The organism is Alkalihalobacterium sp. TH-98 (assembly GCF_057473385.1).
The window spans coordinates 56,569-76,574 of the sequence record NZ_JBYCKM010000017.1; the positions used below are offsets into that span (position 1 = coordinate 56,569).

Sequence of the window (20,006 nt, forward strand, 5' to 3'; positions counted from 1 at the left end):
AAATTATTTAACATGGTAGATATTATGGCGAAACTTAGTATCATGGCTGACATGAAATATATTTCGCCATGATTACACCATGATAAATCTATCATCATGGCGTAGAATTGAACCTCTGATATATCAGGGTTTTTCTTTTTTATTCGCCATGATACCAAGATAAGGTTCATATTAGAAAGAAAAATAAAGTGAACATAAAAATTGAGGTATTTACTTTAAAAATAATTAGAGAAAATGGATATATATATGTTACTCACTTATCATGACATGATGACCGTGATTAGATTTTATGAAGTGTGTAAAGACGATATCTAGTCATTTTTTATTTCAGTGCCTATTAGGTATATAGTAGTATAATCAGGATAGCTCTAGATTTTCTTAAAAAAAGAACCCACATATCCGTGTGGGTTCAGGTGGATTGTGTATAAGGAACTTGTGATAAACGACATTATTATTATGCCCATAAAACTTGATTTGTAGACGGCTCGTTCAAGTAGACACATGTAAAAAAGGAGACTTTGTACAAATTGATAAAGCTTGTGGTTCTTCGCTTTCATATCTATTACAATTGGCAAGTCTAATTAAAACCCAGTCCTTAAATCGGGACTGGTTCTTTGTTGTTTGGAAGTAATAGAAGATTGAGTAAAACCCACATCAAAGGCACTTGTTAATAGGATATCTAAAAGAATAATGAATTAAACATATTGGAATAATAAGATTAAAGATAAACAATAAAAGGGTAAACGAGGTGTTTATAATGAATGAACGTGAATTAATCAAAGAAGCTAAACGAGCTTATTACCGTAAATACATGAGAGATTATAGGAGGTTGAAACCAGAAAAAGTACAAGCGCATCGTGATAATTGGTTTTTGAAAAGAGCTTTAGCAGAAAAGGATGAAAAAGCGGATAAACTACACAAATCGATGACACCTAAAGAACAAGCCTTATTTGAATTAGAACAATTGAAGAACCGTCAACTGGAAATAGAGGCTAAAGACGTAATGAAACAACAACAGCTAACCGCTCCCACATTTTATTAAGAAAGAGGACGAGGATATGGCAAAGAGAATAGAGGTTAAAGGTGTTATTGTTAACAATTCAGATTATCAGGTATATGAGTGGTTGGATATTGAAGCAACATGTCCAAGAGTCGTTCATGAACAATTAGGAAAAGCAAATGGACAAGCAGTTGAAGTAGATATTAACTCTGGCGGTGGTGATGTTTTTGCTGGTAGTGAAATCTATTCAGCATTAAAAGCCTATAGTATGAATGGCGGTCACGTTACGGTGAACATTGTAGGACTAGCTGCGTCTGCTGCTAGTGTGGTGGCAATGGCAGGTGATCGAGTGATGATGTCAGCCACAAGCCAACTGATGATACATAACGCTTGGATTAATGGCGCTAGCGGAGATTATCGGAACATGGAACATATGTCGGGTGTATTAAAGAATGTAAATCAAACGATTGCTAACGCTTATCATTTAAAGACAGGTAGAAGCCAAGAAGAGCTTTTAGCTCTTATGGACGAGGAAACATGGTTGACCGTACAACATGCACTGGAATTAGGATTTGTGGATGGAATCCTGTTTGAGGGAAAAGGGGTACTATCAGGTTCAAGTTTAACTAGAGAGCCTGAACCCTCAGGATTGAGTTCGTTAAACAATAACAAAGTAGCAGCTTCAGTAGCACATTTAAATTTATTGAAATTGAAAGTGGGTATTTAAATAATGAAAATCACAAAAGAACATTTACAACCAAAGAAACCAGCAATGAAAAGAGGCATGCAATGGTTCACCAAAACAAATGTGGAGAAGCTTTATGATGGGAAGGTCAAGTTGCGAGTTACAGAATTTGAATATAATGCGATTGTTAACACTTGTCGTGAATTAAGGTTCGGAGGATACAAACCTTTTTGTCGACAGGCTATTGAAAGATTTGAGAAGGTAACGGAACTGACCCAGCCACAAACAACCGAAGAGCCTCTAGATTGGCTGACGTTTACGTTTGATAAGGAAGTAAAGGAACCACTAATAAAAGAAGCTAAGAAGGCTGGGTTATCGCTTGAAGAGTTTGTCCGAGCTTTGGTTTGGACGAGGGTGAAGCAGGTAAGTAAACATGATGAGGAACAGAAGAAAATACAAGAAGAACAGCGTAGGAAGAAATCGCTTTGTCAAGTTCACTTTAATTTGTCGTTGACCGCTGAAATGGTGGAACGATACGAAACCAAGTATGGAAGAGCAGAGAGCAAAGCTGATATTGAAAACAAAATAAAAGAGTTGATTTTGAAAGAACTCGCCTAACCCCCCCTGTTTGGTTTTTTGACAGCGCATTTTGTGACCGGTGGGGGAACCTTAATTTTTCTGCGTGATAGTAACGTGTATTTTTTTGGATTTATGAAAATATTGAAGGATATAAGCAGCTATGTAAAAAGTAGCTGCTTTTTTCAGTTCAACGCTGATTCTCAGTTGTAGCTGTATCAAATTAAAATAGCAGTTGGACAAGCTAAATGATAAAATGGAGTTATACAATACATACGGAAACGAAAATTAAAGGAATTAGGAGAAATATTATGAACAAACAACAATTAGCATCAAAAATTTGGGAATCAGCAAATAATTTACGTGGAAAGATGGAAGCTGGCGAGTATAAAGATTATATTTTAGGTTTTATTTTTTATAAGTTTCTTTCAGACAAAGAGTTTAAATTTTTAATTGAAAATGGCTATGAGCAATCTGATATTGATGAATTAACAGAAGAAAATGAAGAAGAAGTTAACTGGATAAAACGAAATATTGGTTTCTTTATTGAACCGAAGAGCCTATTTTCTAATTGGATAAAAATAGGTAATGATTTTTCAGTTGATAATGTAATGACTGCTCTTTCTGCTTTTTCGAGAAATATCAATCCTACACATAAAAATGTTTTCTCAGGTATTTTTAAGACCCTTGAACAAGGTATTTCGAAACTTGGAGATACATCAATCAGTCGTACAAAAGCGATTAAAAATCTTATCGAAATCATCAATGATGTTCCAACAAGCAATCAACGTGACTATGACGTATTAGGTTATATTTATGAATACTTAATAAGCCAATTTGCTTCTAGCGCAGGAAAAAAAGCAGGTGAATTTTATACCCCTCATGAAGTTTCTGTTATAATGGCTGAATTGATTGCTGACCATTTAAAAGAAAAAGAAACCATCAATATATATGACCCTACAAGTGGTTCAGGTTCGTTGCTTATTAATATAGGTCAATCAGTTGGAAAGCATGTCGAAGACACAAATAAAATTAAGTATTATGCACAAGAGCTAATTGAAAGTACATATAATTTAACTCGTATGAATTTAGTAATGCGTGGTATTTTACCTGATAATATTGTTACACGAAATGGTGATACCCTTGAGGAAGATTGGCCGTGGTTTGATGAGAACGATAAAGTTTCAACATATAATCCTTTATTTGTTGATGCTGTTGTCTCAAATCCACCTTATAGCCAAAAGTGGGATCCTGTAAATAAAGAATCAGAACCAAGGTATGCTGAATATGGATTAGCACCTAAAAGTAAGGCTGATTATGCTTTTCTTCTACATGATTTATATCATTTAAAACAAGATGGTATTATGACAATTGTTTTACCTCATGGTGTATTATTCCGTAGTGGCGAAGAAGGTACTATTCGTAAAAATTTAATAGATAAGAATAAGATTGATGCAATTATAGGACTACCGCCAAATATTTTCTTTGGTACTGGGATTCCAACGATTATCTTAGTTCTTAAAAAACAAAGAAATAATACTGATGTTTTATTCATTGATGCTTCAAAAGGCTATAAAAAGGTCGGTAATAAAAATGTTTTGCAAGCCTCTGATATTAAGAAAATTGTTGATACTGTAATTCAACGTAAGGAAGTTGAAAATTTTTCTCATTTAGCAACTTTGCAGGAAATAAAAAATAAAGAATACAACTTAAACATTCCTCGATATGTTGATTCAAATGAAGAAATTGAGAAATGGGATGTCTACGCCACAATGTTTGGTGGAATACCCAAAAATGAGTTAGAAGATTATAAAAAAGTTTGGGAGGCATTCCCCGAGCTTTATAATGATTTATTTGAAGCGATTAATTGTGATTATGTAAAGCTAAAATCTGAAAATGTTGGTTCCCTTCTTGATTCAAATGATGATATCAATAACTTTAAGGCTGAATACGAAAATGCTTTTAGAGATTTTGATTCTTATCTTAATGATCAGTTAATCGAAAATTTAGCTGAAGTAAAGCTTAATAATAAAGAAGAAACTTTAGCGATAAATATCTTTTCTAGATTGAGTAGTATTAAACTTATTGATAAATATGATGCTTATCAAATTCTAGATGACGCTTGGAAAGATATCTCAGGGGATATTGAGATATTGCAAAAAGAATCTTTTGACTCTGTTCGAATAGTTGACCCTAATATGATTACCAAGAAGGTTAATGGAAAAGAAACTATTGTTCAGGATGGATGGTTGGGACGAATTATTCCATTTGAGCTTGTTCAATCGACTTTACTTAAAGCTGAGAAAGCACAGTTAATTAAATTAGAGAATCGCCTTATAGAAGTTCAAGGTTTGCTTGAAGGAATAATTGGTACTCTTTCAGAAGCGGAGGGTGAGTTCGATGTTTTGAACGACTCTAACGATAAATTTGTTTTAAAAGATGTTAATAGTGAGTTAAATGAATATTACAAAGATATTGAGACACCAGAATTAATTGCATTGAGAGAGTATCTTGATCTTTTAGATTCTAAAGGAAGTAAGAAAGAGAAAGTTGAATTTATTTCAAATCATCCTGAAGTTAATTGGGGTGCAATACCTATTAACGCTAGTGGAACATATAACAAAAAAGATGTGGTAAGTTATATTTCATCAATTCAAGTCAACTATAAATTTCCTGAAGGATCTTTTGCTTCAACACTTTCTTCAGTAGTATCGTTACTTGAAGAAGAAAAAGGTCTTAAAAAAGAGATCAAAGAAGGCGAAGCTGCACTTCATGAGCTAACGAAAATTACAATTGAAAACCTTACTAATGAACAAGCAAAAGAACTTCTTAAATATAAATGGATTGATCCATTAGTACAATCAATCAAAAAACTTCCTACTTACCTAGTTGAGGAATTAAATAAAAAACTGACTTCAATTCAGAAAAAGTATGATAAGACTTTCGTTGAAGTATCTCATGACATTGAAAGTTCTAAAAATGATTTAGGAACTCTTCTTGATGAATTGACAGGTAGTGAGTTTGATATGAAGGGTATTAGTGAATTTAAATTGTTGCTTAATGGTGATAAACATGATAAATAAAAAACCTGAAATTCGCTTTGATGGATTTACCGATGATTGGGATAAGGCTAGGTTAAATGAAGTGGCTGAAATTATTGGCGGTGGTACTCCAAGTACGAATGTCAAAGAGTATTGGGATGGTGAAATTAATTGGTATTCACCCGTAGAAATTGGAGAAGAAATATATGCTTATGAAAGTCGAAAAAAAATTACTGAACTTGGATTAAAAAAGAGTTCTGCCAAAGTACTACCTGCAAATAAAACTATATTGTTTACTTCTCGTGCTGGAATAGGAGATATGGCTATTCTAAAGAAAGATGGAGCTACTAATCAGGGATTTCAATCTTTAGTTATTAACGACAATTTCGACGTTTATTTTATTTATTCTATGGGAGGTAAAATAAAAGAGTTTGCATTAAATAATGCATCTGGATCAACGTTCTTAGAAATTTCGGGGAAAAGTTTAGGGAAGATGGAATTATATGTACCCTCCTTAAAAGAACAAAGTATGATTGGACATTTTTACACTCAATTAGATGAAACTATCGTTCTTCATCAGAGTGAATTAAAAAAATATGTTAATTTTAAAAAAGCTATGCTTCAGAAAATGTTTCCTCAAAGAGGAAAAAGTGTACCGGAAATTCGTTTTAAAGGATTTAATTATGGTTGGAACCAACATAAATTAGGAGATAAGGTAGATTTTTATTCTGGACTAACTTATTCTCCAGATAGCATTGTGGATGAAGGAACTTTGGTACTTAGATCTTCAAATGTTAAAGATGGGGAATTAATAACGGCAGATAATGTATATGTAAATCCAGAAGTTGTAAATTCTCAAAATGTCGAGATTGGTGATGTAATTGTTGTAGTACGAAATGGCTCTAGAAATTTAATTGGTAAACACGCTTGTGTTAAGAAAAAAATGGATAATACAGTCATCGGAGCTTTTATGACAGGAGTTCGTTCTGAAGTTCCTTCTTTTTTCAATGCCTTGTTAGATACTAGTCAATTCACTATTGAAATTAACAAGAATCTAGGAGCTACAATAAATCAGATTACAACTGGTGAATTTAAGAAAATGGAATTTTCCTTTCCATCAATAGAAGAACAAAAAAAGATCGGTAATTTTTTCGAGAAAATAGATAAAAATATTGCTCTTCATAAAGAACAGTTGAGTAAACTACAACAAATTAAAAAATCAATGCTTAAGAAAATGTTCATTTAAAGGTTGAGGAGGTGAAAATTCATGGTATTCAAAAGTGAAAAGTTATTTGAAGAAGCTTTAGTTAGTTTGCTTATTAGCCAAAAAGGTTGGGACGGAATTATTGATAATCCAACAGAGGAGGATTTACTTCAAAATTGGGCAAACATTTTATTTGAGAATAATAAAGAACAAGATAGATTAAATAATGTGCCTCTTAATAAAGGTGAAATGAATCAAATAATCGAACAAATTAATGCATTAAAAACACCTTTGAAGAAAAATATTTTTATCAATGGAAAATCTGTGACTATAAAACGAGAAAATAGTGAGGATCAACTTCACTTTGGAAAAGAAGTTAGTTTAAAGATTTACGATAGAAAAGAAATAGCAGCTGGAAGTAGTTTTTATCAAATAGCAAGACAACCCCGTTTTTCAAAAAAATCGTCTTTGTTAAGTGATAGAAGAGGAGATGTTATGCTACTGATTAACGGTATGCCAGTTATTCATGTTGAACTAAAGCGTTCTGGTGTACCAGTTAGTAAAGCGATAAATCAAATCGAGAAATATTCATATGAAAATGTATTTTCGGGAATTTTTTCATTAATTCAGGTATTTGTAGCAATGAACCCAGATGAAACATTGTATTTTGCTAATCCTGGTGAAGAAGGGAAATTCACTCCTGATTATTACTTTCATTGGGCAGATTTTGATAATGAACCAATTAATAATTGGAAGGATATAGCGGATACTTTACTGTCGATTCCAATGGCACATCGGTTAATCGGTTATTACACAGTACCAGATTCAACAGATAATGTTCTCAAGGTAATGAGGAGCTATCAATATTATGCAGCTAACGAGATTTCAGATAGAGTTGCCCAAATGAATTGGCGTGGAAAAGATGCACGTGGGGGATATGTCTGGCATACAACTGGGTCTGGTAAAACATTGACAAGTTTCAAGTCTGCACAACTAATTGCTTCTTCAGGTGATGCTGATAAAGTCGTATTTTTGATGGATAGAATTGAGCTAGGTACTCAATCTTTAGGTGAATTTAAAGGTTTTGCCGATAATGAAGATGATATTGAAGGTACTGAGTCTACTAGCGTATTGATTACTAAGTTAAAGAGTGATTTATCATCAGATACCTTGATCGTTACATCAATCCAAAAGATGTCCAATATAAAAGAAGATGGAACCAAACAGTCTGATATTGAAGCGGTTCAATCGAAACGAATCGTATTCATTGTAGACGAAGCTCACCGTTCAACTTTCGGAGAAATGTTAATTACAATTAAAAAAACTTTTCCAGATGCCATATTCTTCGGTTTCACTGGTACACCAATTCACGTAGAAAATGAAATTAAATCAAGCACTACTGCAATGGTATTTGGTAATGAACTGCACCGTTATAGTATTTCAGATGGGATTCGTGATGAAAATGTTTTAGCGTTTGATTTATATAAAGTTCCAACTTTCAATGATAATGATATTAGAAAGCAAGTAGCACTATTAAAAGCTAAGGCAAAAGATGAGCATGAAGTGATGACTGATCCTAAAAAGTCAGAAGTTTACTATAAGTTTATGGATAATAAACAAGTTCCAATGGCAGGATATCTCAATCCTTCGAATAACAAATATGTTAAGGGAATAGAGGATTATATACCAAATTCTCAGTTTGAAGCCTATCATCGACAAACAGTAGTTGAAGATATTCTAAATAACTGGATAACATTAAGTAGAAACAGTAAATTCCATGCAATCTTAGCAACAAGTAGTATTCGTGAAGCGATAGAATATTACAGGTTGCTTAAGGAAAATCAAATTGGATTGAAAGTAACTGCTTTATTTGATAATAATTTTGACAATGCTGAAGATGTTATTTTTAAAGAAGATGGGTTGATTGAAATTCTTACAGATTACAACAATCAATTCAATCAAGAATTTACAATTCCGAAGCATTCAAAGTTCAGAAAAGATGTAGCACTACGGTTAGCACATAAAACGCCATATAGAAATCTTAAAAAAGAAAAACAATTAGATATCGTGATAGTAGTAAATCAACTTCTTACAGGTTTTGATTCGAAGTGGATTAACACACTTTATCTTGACAAGGTTATGGAGTATGCAAATGTTATCCAAGCCTTTTCTCGTACTAATCGTTTATTTGGTAAAGAAAAACCATTCGGAATAATTCGTTATTATCGATTAGTTAATACGATGGAACGTAACATACAAGACGCTGTTAAGGTGTATTCTGGTGATAAAGAACTTGGATTATTTGTTGATAAGCTAGGTAGGAATCTAACAAAATTAAATCAATTATTTGATGACATCTCAGCAGTATTCACAGAAGCGGGAATTGACAACTTTGAGCAACTTCCTGATGATGATACCTCTAAAGGGAAGTTTGCTAATTTATTTAGAACTTTCAATGACCATTTAGAGGCAGCCCAAATTCAAGGGTTTAGCTGGGAAAAGTTGAACTATGACTGTGTCATCGAAAAGGATGAGGCCGAAAAAACAATTGAAGTTAAATGTGATGAACAAACCTACAACATCCTTCTACTTCGTTACAAAGAGTTATTGAGCGGTGGTGGTGGAAGAATTGTTGATGATGTTCCATTTGAAGTAGACTATACTATTATTGAAAAAGATACTGTCCGAATAGATCATGAGTATTTGGATTCTCGTTTTGACAAATTCCTAAAGCTAACAAGTATTAAAGCAAGTAAGCAAGAGATTGAAAAAGCGCTAAATGATTTACATAAATACTTTGCAACGTTAACTGAGGAACAACAAAAATACGCTAATATGGTTATTCATGATTTCCAAAACGGAGATTTGTTAGCAGACTCTAATAAGACATTTATAGATTATATAAATGAATACCAAGCAAATACAGAAAATGATCGCATACACTATCTAGCTATTGCATTTGGTCTAGATGAAACAGCATTACGAAAACTCATGAATCTCAAAGTTACTGAACATAACCTAAATGAGTATGGTCGTTTTGCTAACTTGTTGTCATCCGTTGATAAAAAGAAGGCAAGAGAGTGGTTGGAAAAAAAACATGGAACTAGGTTAAAAGCATTTGAAGCTATTCAGCAGACAGATGCTTTAATTCGCAAATTCGTTCTTGAAGGAGGATTTGATATTGATTGATATTTATTAAAATAAAACCAACAGATAACTCCAAAAAATATGGTCGTATTTTTCAATTTCAAGCTGATAATTAAACACAAGTGAAAAGAACTCACAGTTTGTTTCTAATGAGTTCTCTTCAAATCATCTTATTAGATGCGAAAATTCTGTGCCAACTTCGTGCCAAGTCCGTGCCAAGTTCAAATTATAAACCATTTTAGACCATTTGAAGAATGGCTTTATATCAAAGGTTTGAGAGGATTTATTGTTAATCATTACGTCCCATTTCGAGCAAACTTAATCAAGTTCGAAATGGAAGGTTCTATCGGTTAATAGATAAAAGGCCGCTTCTTCCCCTGTGGAGGAGCGGTTTTTTTATTTTCTTGAGGTGGAGACGGTTTTGTTTGCTTGAGTGAAGTAATGCAGGCATTATTAGGCGGAAAATTAACAATATGGTGAGTGAACAATAGTGCCGTTAACTGGAGATAAATCCACTCAAATAATTAAACGGACTGAGAGGCGCTTATTTAGCAAAAAATCACCACTTTTAGAGTTAAGCGGACTGAGAGGCCCTTATATTGCTGATTCGGCCTAAAATTTCTATGATTGATAGTAAATAAGCGCCGCTGAGTCCTCTAAAATAATGAAATAGGGCAAAAAACATGAAATAAAGGCCTCAGAGTCCGCAAAAAAACTGCGAAAGAAATTGTTTGAAGAGAGTTCAAGTTACATTTATACTAAACGTAGTCAGTCTGCATAGAGGTCACTTCTAAACTTAAATTGGGAGTGGTTACAATGGCAAGGTTTCAGGAAGAATATGATAAGTGGTTAAAAATTCAAATTGCTGAAGAAATTAATCCCCGAAGGCGTGAGCTTCTTGAAAAAGGACTTGGGCATGGGACAGTTGAGTTTCTTCGATTAGTTTGGTTCCCTGTAATAGGAAATTTTGATGATTTGTACCCAGAATGGGAAGTCCAAGACTTTAATAATGGCTATCGTTATCTTGACCTGGCTTATAAACGCGGAGATGCGAGAGGCTGTATTGAAATCCAAGGATATGGTCCACATGCAAGAGATCTTGATGTGAGGAGATTTAAAGACTTGTGCTGGCGACATTCGTTGCTCTCGCTTGATGGTTGGACCATATTACCGATAGCTTACTTATCGATTAAAGAAGAAACCAAACAATGTCAGCAACTTGTCCTAGCTTTTATTGGAAAGTTTATTTCTATGGAAACCCAACCGCAGTTATCATGGCTAGAAGCAGAAGTTGTAAGGTATGCAAGGCGGCTAGTAAGACCGATAACACCCCTTGAAATTACGAACCACTTAAAGGTAGGCGATCGCCAAGCTCGGCGTATTTTACATCGACTCGTGGATCTCGAAGTATTATTTATAGCTAGCGGAAACAAACGCGCTCGATCCTATCAACTTAAAGGAACGTCGGAATTTTAAGATGAAATAATGTTAAATAAGTAAACTGTAGCCACTTTAAAACTAACCTAACGATTTTCCACCACAATTTCCACTATCAGCCTATTAATTCAACAGCAGCACCTCATTCTACAGTACCCCTATTTTGCACAGCAGCATCCCAAAGCAAGAGCACATCCAAAAGCAGCAGCATCCTTTTTTTATAGCAGCACCACAATTCACCTCACCAATCTCTTAAAACTTCACCCCCATAATAGTTATCGTTCACCTCCATTTCTTACGTTCCTATCAATGAGCTAAAGCCCTAACTATTGTTAACATCAGAAAAACAGTAGTATGATATACATATCCATCATTTTGACAAAGAGGGATTGCGATGATTTACATAGGTTTAACAGGATGGGGCGATCACGATGATCTATATGAAGGAACGAGGCTTCAGGATAAGCTGCGAACGTACAGCAGTCATTTTCCTGTCGTTGAAGTCGATTCCTCATTTTATGCGATACAACCTGTTCGTAATTATGAAAAATGGATACGTGAAACCCCAGCTTCCTTTCAATTTGTTGTAAAAGCTTATCAAGGAATGACGGGGCATCAGCGGGGAGAAATTCCGTTTCAGTCGAAAGAGGAGATGTTCGAAGCGTTTCGCGATTCGGTCCATCCGTTAGTTCGGGAAAAACGGTTAGCGATGGTCTTGTGTCAGTTTCCTCCTTGGTTTGATTGCCGAAAAGAAAATGTCCAATATATCCGCTATGTTAAGGCACAGCTTCAAGGTCTTCCAGTTGCACTAGAATTTCGCCATCAATCTTGGTTTACTCCAGATATGAAGGAGAAAACAATATCATTTATGAAGGCGGAACAATGGATCCACAGCATTTGTGATATGGATTAGTATATTTAGGAGAAAAAATATATATTCTAATTTTGAAGTATTAAACATTGATATATAGAGGATTGTTAGGGGACTATTTCACACAATGGTCTTTTTTTTTGTGTTGAATTATTAAGTGTAATAGATTAATATATTTTGTATAGAATATGTGTTCTTATACATTATTGGGGGATGTAGTCCCGAAGCGGGTAGCGGTTAGGAGGGGTATAGTGGGCTTTAATTTTGTAGTAAAACAAATGAAAATAAAGGAAATAAGACAAGGAACATTAGTTGAAGAGGATAAGATATTTCTATGTATAGAGGATAAGAAAACAGGAATGCTTTTACCACATCCAATTTCAAATTTTATAAAGGGTACATTTGAAAGAAAATCACTATCTATTAAATCACAGAAGAACTATGCTGACGAGTTAAAACAGTTTTTGAATTACATTGTAGATAGCATAGATGACGAAGAGGAAACATTTATAGGTCTAAAGAGTAACGGCATAAAAGATTTACGGTTAATACATGGTGCAAGTTATATAACACATCTAACACAAAGAGTAAGAGCAGGAGAGATTGTAGCTCAGAAGGTTAGTGATGCAGACCGTATCCTTACTAAATTTTATTTTTGGCTAAGTGAACAAACACTAATAAATGAGAAAATCCAGTACAGAGAGGAAGTCAGAAGCGTAAAAGGGAAAAAAGAAACTTTTATTCTTAGTCCTTTTGATAATTTTGAACTTGGTACAGAATATCCAAATAGAAGAGAGAACGGAGTACAAGAAAATAGATTAAAAGATTTTGGTGAAGGAAGATTAGATCTTGTAAATCGTTTTCTAAGAGTGGCAGAGATAGAAGCTCCTGATATTGCATTGGGAATAGCATTGCAATGTTATGGAGGATTAAGGAAAGGAGAGGTTGTAAATCTGTTACGTAGTAGTTTGAAAGAACCTAAGAAGAATGGCACTGGTGAATTTACAGTCAACATACAGGACAATTGGAAGACATTGTTTGAACATAAAAAAGTAACAGTAGGGGAGCAAGTAAAGAACCCAAGACTGCAAGTAGTTTTTAAAGTTCCGATTGTTTTAGAGCTATTAGAACGGCACAAGAAACGTTTGAAGCTATTAGAGGAAAAAGGAAAATTGAAGAATGAACGTGCCTTATTTTGCTCAATTCATACAGGACAGCCGATTTCGGGTATGGCATATTGGGAAAGATTCACTAAGGTAAAAAATAAATTTTTGGAAAACCTTCTTGAATTTGATGAAGAATCTTATAGAAGATTAACTTCAAAATCTTGGTCTACTCATATTGGGAGAGGTATTTTCACAAATACTCTTGTGTTTTTATTAGGATGGTCTGCGGAAGAGGTCAGAATCATGAGGGGAGATAGAAATATCCAATCCGCTAAGGATTATATAGAAGAACATAATGTCAAGGTTAAAACGGAAGAGGCAATTGAAAAAATAGCCAAGGCAACGATTATTTCGGAAAGGAAATTTACAAAAATTGAGGATTTAAGGGGAGTATAAATGGAAGGATATGAAACTTTTTTTGCTTTGTATAAAAAGTATAATTTAGAAGAATACGGAATTAGGCGTGATTACAAAAAAATTCGGAAGTTAATAGAAAACAAAGAAATAGATGGAAAGATAGTAAACGGTAAAATTTATGTTTCTGTACAATCTCTTGAACTCTATATGGGGAAAATTGATACGATTAGAAATGAATATATGCCTATTGAAGAGTTTGTTTTTAATCTAACAGGAAAAACTAACTACATCTCCATCCCTGTTATTAGGGAATTCGCTGAAAAAACGTGTATAGAGTTTTTGGTTTTGGATATTCCTATCACACGAACTGATCGGTATTTTATAAAAAAAAGCAGTTATTATCAATTTTTAAACGACTATATTTCATTAACCGATGCGTTTGAAAAATATAAATCAACTCCTGATGTAAGGGCTTTTAGAGGGTATTTAGTTAATCAAGGAATAGAAATCGTAATCTTTCAAAAGTTCTACGATTTCCAGTATGTAAAGAAAGAGGATCTGGAATCAATTCAGGATAAAATAAACGTAAAAGAGGTCATGGTTGAATTAGGAGTATTAAAACATAATTTTTACGAAATCATGAAACTCTATAACATAAAAATTTTTAGAGGAACGAGAAATGACGGATATAACCAAACTTTTATGAGTAAGAAAGACTTTCAATTTTTAAAAGACTTACAGTTAAAAACTCTTAAAGATTTGAAAGAGAATACTTACACATACGAAGAACTTGTTCAGCTCTATAATGAAATTGGAGCAGTATCTCCATATGAAAAGGTCTTGAAAGATTTCGCCGTTCCAGATGGTATTCCTTTAATTGTTAGAACCGAGAAATATAGAGCTAAGATGACGCTGTATTACAAAAATGGCGTTGATAAATATATTGAAAATCTAAAAAAAGAAAAAGAAATATCGAGGATCTGTTCCTTTACTACCACTGACTATTACCAACTTCTATTACAAATTATTGAAATTGATAATGTTGATTTCTCTGAAAATGCTCGAATTACAAAAAGTCTTTGGTTTCAGTTTGCCAAATGGAGATTAAGAAATATGAGTGGGAATGATGAAACTTGCAAATCAAGAGTAATCGGATTTAGACAGTCTACAAGGCTTCTTTCCGATTTAACATCCTCAAAAGAAATACATGAGTTTTCCGAGAAGGAACTGAATTTAAGTATTTTCAACAAAAATGTACAAATGACTTATCAAAAAGAAATATATTCTTTCTTGCATAATATGAGTCAAACTGTTGAGCAAAAATCGGGTAAAAGGCTTTTTAATCTCTCCAAACTAAACTTCAAAAACATCAAGGGGGACACCTTAACTAAAAAACAAAAAGACATATATTCTGTTGAAGAATATTTAGGTTTATACCGCTACGTAAAAGATTATGAGTTACATAAACTAAATGCAGTAGATAGCGTTAAAAAGGCTTTACGAAATAGGAATTTGTCAAAGAATAAAGAGTACAAAAAGTATGAATCAATGTGGCTGTATGTTCTTTTGCACTTATGTAATGGTTGGAGAAATAGCACTGTTTTAGAATTTCCAAGGTTTCCTTCTGAGTTATTTGATAATCTGAATTTGAATTCTATTGAGTCACTTGACGACCTAAAATTGACCTATACAGAAGCGGAGAAAATTGTTAAGAATTATCAGCTTCAATGGTTTGAACATAATAAAAATAAAGAAAAGGCAACATTCTACTGTTCAAGTGAATTAACTATACCTATGGCTTACGCAATTCTTATATGTGAATTCAGATGCAGGAATCTTCATCTACATGGTGAGCCAAACTTAATTCACTTCTACAATTCAAGGAATCAAGTTAGCAGTACAATCCATGATTCTTTTTTTAGTAAATATCGTGAGGGTTTCAAATTTCAATCAAGAAAAATGAATTCTACCGTTTTAGTTTATACAAGTTCAGTAATTGAATCTACCTTTGGTGATCCGATAGAGATAGCACAGCATTTAAGAGGACATACAACAGCGGAAACTACAAATGTTTATTATCAAATTCCACAAGAACATTTAGATTTTATTACAGAACAACTCTTTGACACAGGATATTTTGGTTTCATTTATAACAAAATAAATACCCTGTTAATAGGGGAGAGTCCAAAAACCAGAGTGGAACAAACGAAGCAGTCGATAGAAATAAAAGAGTTACTCGGCGACGTTGTAAAATTGGAAGACATGACTTCTTACTTAAATCAGATATCGCAAGAACAACATGATTTAGGAGTTTATTTAGAAAAGCTCCCAAAAGATGAATTGAAGAAAAAATTGAATTTAATCAACTTAGGGCTATCCCCTGCAAGGGAAGAATCGTATCAGTGTTTTTTTGCCGATTGCATTGCCAAAGAGATTGAATGTAATAAGTGTCCATTTTCTATTCCTAATTTTTATTCCTTGACTACTATATGCAAAAGAATAAAAAGGATACTCTACCGCTATCAAACTATGATTAATGACTCTGATGTTCCTATTGGGGAGAAAACAAAGCTCTTTAATTTATTGCTCAAGGACTATAATAGGCTTTATGAAGCTAAACAGAGATTTGGGGTAGAAATCATTGAGTTATTTATTGATCATGACATGAATCAATTTATGGAACAGTTCCACTTACTTCCAGAACCAGAAATACAATATTTAGATTGAAGAAGGGATTTACATGGGAACAGTCAATATAATGGATGAATTAATTAACAAAGTCCAAGAATATAACGAAAAAAGTTTTGACCTAAAAGATTCAATTGAAGAATCAAAAGCTATACTCGAAAACGAAATGTATAGAAATGATTTAAGCGATTGTCAATTTGAACAAGAAAAATGGTTTCTGGAAAATGTACTGGAAGCAAAAAAGTTATCAATTGATTTTAATAGAATAAGGGAAGTTATTCAATTTAATCAAGAAATGAATACGGAACAATTTATTGATATAGTAAAATGTTGGACAGCTTCATTAATTGATGAAGGATATAGTGCATTAGTTGTTGAAGTGATGATAAATAGCGGACTAAGGCAGTTTATGACCTTAACTAAGGGACTTACATCAATTAATGAGGAAGAATTCGTAGATGAATTTAATAACTTCTCTGAGAGAAGGAAAAGAACTATATGTACCAGTGCGTTAAATTTTTTAGATTACTATAGCGGTTACTCCTCAGCAAATGACGAATTTGTCTCTTTGTTATATTCTGTAAAGCCATCTTGGGAAGAGCATAGAAGACTACTGCCACCGTCTAAAGACATTTTGATTTTTTCAAAGGTGCTACAAGATTATTTTTCTAAGGAACTTTCGGAGCAAGAGTATTTGAGGTGGTTTCCTGTTTGGTTATGGTGGAACTTGACCTCTCTGATACCAATGAGACCTTCTGAGTATTGTACTATTGAACGAAACTGTCTTATTCCAAAGGATGGTGGGTTTTATATTAAATTGCCAAGACATAAGCAGAAGCAAAATAAAAGGAAAATACAGATCTTGGATACAATTAAGATTCCAGAACATTTGTATAGAAAGATAGAAGAATACCGAGAAAGAAGTGATCGTTATGGAAAAACGGATACCCTGATTTCATATCGCTCTATTCCTTCGATTGTTCATGAGAAATTGTCGTCAAAAAATATATACGTTAATCAAAGGATAAATCCTAACAAATTTACAATCAATATTTTTAGGTTCCTCTTGAATTCATTTTATGAATATATAGTATTTGGAGAATACAAAGTCTCTTTCTCGGATAAAGAGGATTCTGACAATGACAGATTATCAATTACGAGGAAGCTCAGATCAGGAGATACCAGACACCTTGCGTTCATCAATTTGCATAGACAGGGCTATCATGCCACAGAAATAGCTCGACTTGGAGGACACGTTTCTATATATACACAAGGGCATTATTTCAACCATGTTCAAAAATCTGTTGATCTTGAAATTTTAGATTTAATCCAAAGTTTTGATCTTGATAGATACAGTGAAAAAATTTCTGAAAAGGAATCAAAGCAAGAGCATTCAATCAGTATATCGTTTATTGAACAGTTTATTTTAAGACCACCAAAGACTGATTTTAGAAGGAAAATGAAAGATGGATACTGTACTTTTGAAGAACAGAAATGCCCTGTAGAGGACTGTTGGGAGTGTACTGAATGGTGGAGAATTTCGGAAGAGGAATTTTCGGAAAAACAACATATTCTGGCACAGAAACTTAATGATAGTAAATCTGATATTGAAGCCGTTATAGAAAACCTTCAAAATTTATACAAAGGGATCTATAAATTTGGTAAAGATGATTTTTTCTCGTCTGACAACTCAGCGATTCGAAAAGAGTTAATTAACAAATCGAAGCGTATAGACAACGCAATTAGGAAATACGTAAGTCTTATCAAAGTAAAAGAAAGGATTGTCGGAAGTGGAGACAAGAGGTAGGAAGCGTAAAGAATACCCAAAAGAAGAAATTGAAGAAATTGTTTATTGTTTTACTCAAGAAGAAAAACTCACTGGTTGGATTAAGTATTCAGAAGTGTATCGGTTCTCTAAAAAGCTCTACGAGAAAGGGGAAATTTCGTATAAATTAAGTGAGGATTTTTGGCGTAGAGAAGACCGTCAAGGTAGAAAAGCTATTGATAGGGCAAATAAGGCTTATGAAACTACTATAACTAATAATAAGACTACTGTAACAGATACCTTTGTAGATACAGAAGAATGCGTTAATAAGTATTTTACAGGAAAACCGTCTGATAAAAAACGATTGACACAGGCGTTAAAACTAAACGAAAAGAAAGCAAAAGATTCGAACAAGCATTTATCTAAAATCGAAGATTTAAAACAGGAAATTGCAAATCAAAAGGATAAGATCAAAGAGTTAGAAGCACTAATTGAACAACAGGAAAACGTTTTGTTTTCGTGGTTTAATGCAAGTCACAAATCGGATGTCCCTTTAATCAATCTAATAACTACAGGGAAGTCAAGACATCCAATAGTAGACTATTTTTTTGAAACGGCATTCTCTTCACCAGAAAAGGGGTATGAAAAATTTGGAGAGCTTATTAATAATTATAGGGAGATCGAGGATAAAACGAAGGGTTCAAACAAAAATGTAGTAACCCCGATTAAGAAAAATAGATTTCAACAGATAACAGAACAATATGATTAATAATAGTTCTTTTACTGTTCCGAACTGGAAAACCAATGTAACTGCATAATTCGCTCTCACCCTTTGTAATATAATCGTAATAATTGTAATATTTATTGAGTGAAGTAAAAAAATCAAATCGTCTATAACGCTCATAAAAGCTGAATATTCATTTTTAAAGTGAAGTGGTATATTCCTATTAGAATAGGTAATCGAAACAAAATAGAAGCATTTAAAGCGTTCGTCTGGGCTTTTGAGTATTGGTAATTAGGTTGATTCATAATCTTAAATAATATGATTTTAATGTTCTCTTAACAATAATTTATGTAATATTTAGTATAATTAAATAGAACATAAATTATTGTAAAGAAGGGGTAAAATTGAGAGAAACTATTTATGATTATGAAGAATTATTGAATATGTTAGATTCTTTATTGAGAGAGCCAACACAGTTTTGGGATAATTTTTATTCTGATCGTGCAAAAGGGGTTCCTTTTTTTGAAAATATTCCAGATGAAAATTTGGTAAGTTACTTTAATAATGGAGTTTTTACAAAAGGTAAAGTTCTTGAATTAGGTTGTGGTGCAGGTCGAAATGCTATTTATTTTGCAGAAAATGGTTGTAGTGTAGATGCAGTAGATTTATCGAAGGAGTCACTTAAATGGGCAGAAGAACGTGCAAATGAAAAGAATGTAAGTGTAAACTTCATCAATGAAAATATCTTTGAATTAGACTTTGAAGAAAACAGCTATGATATTGTTTATGATTCGGGTTGTTTTCACCATATAGCACCGCACCGAAGAATGAGTTACATAAATTTAGTCAAAAGAGCTTTAAAACCTAATGGTCATTTCGCATTAATATGTTTCATTCAGGGTGGAGTGTTAGGTGGAGCAGAAATATCGGATTGGGAAGTATATAGATTGCGGAGTCTAAAAGGTGGGTTGGGTTATACTGACGAAAAATTAAGGACTATCTTTGAAGATTTGAGAGAGATTGAAATAAGAAAAATGAAAATTATAGAACAGCCAGATGTAGTTTTTGGTGTACCTGATTTTTTGACGGCTCTATTTCAAAAACCTTAATTACCACCATAATTGTTTTACAAATAAGTGCGAGTGCGATTCTTCATGAAAGAAGAGTCGCTTTTCTTATTTCGACTAACTGACATATAGTACAAAGTGAATTATACTCTTTAATAAGAAAACGATTTTAACGTAAGTAGGTGTAACTATGATAATTTATAATGAAGATGATATTGTAAAGGTAATTCAAGAAGATGAATGGATGATGAATTTATTAAGAAATGTAAAAACTCTAA

At 33.2% G+C, this 20,006-nt stretch carries 12 protein-coding genes and 1 pseudogene; all 13 read left to right on the top strand.

What is annotated here, in order from left to right:
- The first annotated feature begins 757 nt into the window (after window positions 1-757).
- Complete coding sequence (locus tag AC2VNP_RS07470) at window positions 758-1,042, top strand: hypothetical protein (RefSeq protein WP_486916717.1); 285 nt, start codon at window positions 758-760, stop codon at window positions 1,040-1,042.
- A gap of 16 nt (window positions 1,043-1,058) precedes the next feature.
- Window positions 1,059-1,727, top strand: a complete 669-nt coding sequence (locus AC2VNP_RS07475) for a head maturation protease, ClpP-related (protein WP_486916718.1) — start codon at window positions 1,059-1,061, stop codon at window positions 1,725-1,727.
- Window positions 1,728-1,730: 3 nt separating this feature from the next.
- Window positions 1,731-2,303 (top strand): hypothetical protein, encoded by a 573-nt coding sequence (locus tag AC2VNP_RS07480; RefSeq protein WP_486916719.1) that lies wholly within the window; start codon window positions 1,731-1,733, stop codon window positions 2,301-2,303.
- Between the two features lie 269 nt (window positions 2,304-2,572).
- Window positions 2,573-5,344, top strand: coding sequence for a type I restriction-modification system subunit M (locus AC2VNP_RS07485; protein ID WP_486916720.1), 2,772 nt, complete (start codon window positions 2,573-2,575; stop codon window positions 5,342-5,344).
- Window positions 5,334-6,548, top strand: coding sequence for a restriction endonuclease subunit S (locus AC2VNP_RS07490; RefSeq protein WP_486916721.1), 1,215 nt, complete (start codon window positions 5,334-5,336; stop codon window positions 6,546-6,548). The genes AC2VNP_RS07485 and AC2VNP_RS07490 overlap by 11 nt, the downstream gene beginning before the upstream one ends.
- A 21-nt stretch (window positions 6,549-6,569) precedes the next feature.
- Complete coding sequence (locus tag AC2VNP_RS07495) at window positions 6,570-9,695, top strand: type I restriction endonuclease subunit R (protein WP_486916722.1); 3,126 nt, start codon at window positions 6,570-6,572, stop codon at window positions 9,693-9,695.
- A gap of 774 nt (window positions 9,696-10,469) precedes the next feature.
- Window positions 10,470-11,129, top strand: coding sequence for a transcriptional regulator (locus tag AC2VNP_RS07500; RefSeq protein WP_486916723.1), 660 nt, complete (start codon window positions 10,470-10,472; stop codon window positions 11,127-11,129).
- 355 nt (window positions 11,130-11,484) lie between these two features.
- Window positions 11,485-11,994: pseudogene (locus AC2VNP_RS07505) on the top strand (DUF72 domain-containing protein); the annotation flags it as partial.
- Between the two features lie 218 nt (window positions 11,995-12,212).
- Window positions 12,213-13,523: a hypothetical protein gene (locus AC2VNP_RS07510; protein ID WP_486916724.1), complete on the top strand. Its 1,311-nt coding sequence runs from the start codon at window positions 12,213-12,215 to the stop codon at window positions 13,521-13,523.
- On the top strand, window positions 13,524-16,211 hold the full coding sequence (locus tag AC2VNP_RS07515) for a hypothetical protein (RefSeq protein ID WP_486916725.1): 2,688 nt from the start codon (window positions 13,524-13,526) through the stop codon (window positions 16,209-16,211).
- A 13-nt stretch (window positions 16,212-16,224) separates the two neighbouring features.
- Complete coding sequence (locus AC2VNP_RS07520; RefSeq protein ID WP_486916726.1) at window positions 16,225-17,979, top strand: hypothetical protein; 1,755 nt, start codon at window positions 16,225-16,227, stop codon at window positions 17,977-17,979.
- A complete protein-coding gene (locus AC2VNP_RS07525; RefSeq protein ID WP_486916727.1) occupies window positions 17,963-18,706 on the top strand; it encodes a hypothetical protein in 744 nt (247 codons plus the stop codon). Before AC2VNP_RS07520 ends, AC2VNP_RS07525 begins: the two co-directional genes overlap by 17 nt.
- Window positions 18,707-19,065: 359 nt before the next feature.
- Complete coding sequence (locus AC2VNP_RS07530; RefSeq protein WP_486916728.1) at window positions 19,066-19,770, top strand: class I SAM-dependent methyltransferase; 705 nt, start codon at window positions 19,066-19,068, stop codon at window positions 19,768-19,770.
- Window positions 19,771-20,006: the final 236 nt, after the last annotated feature.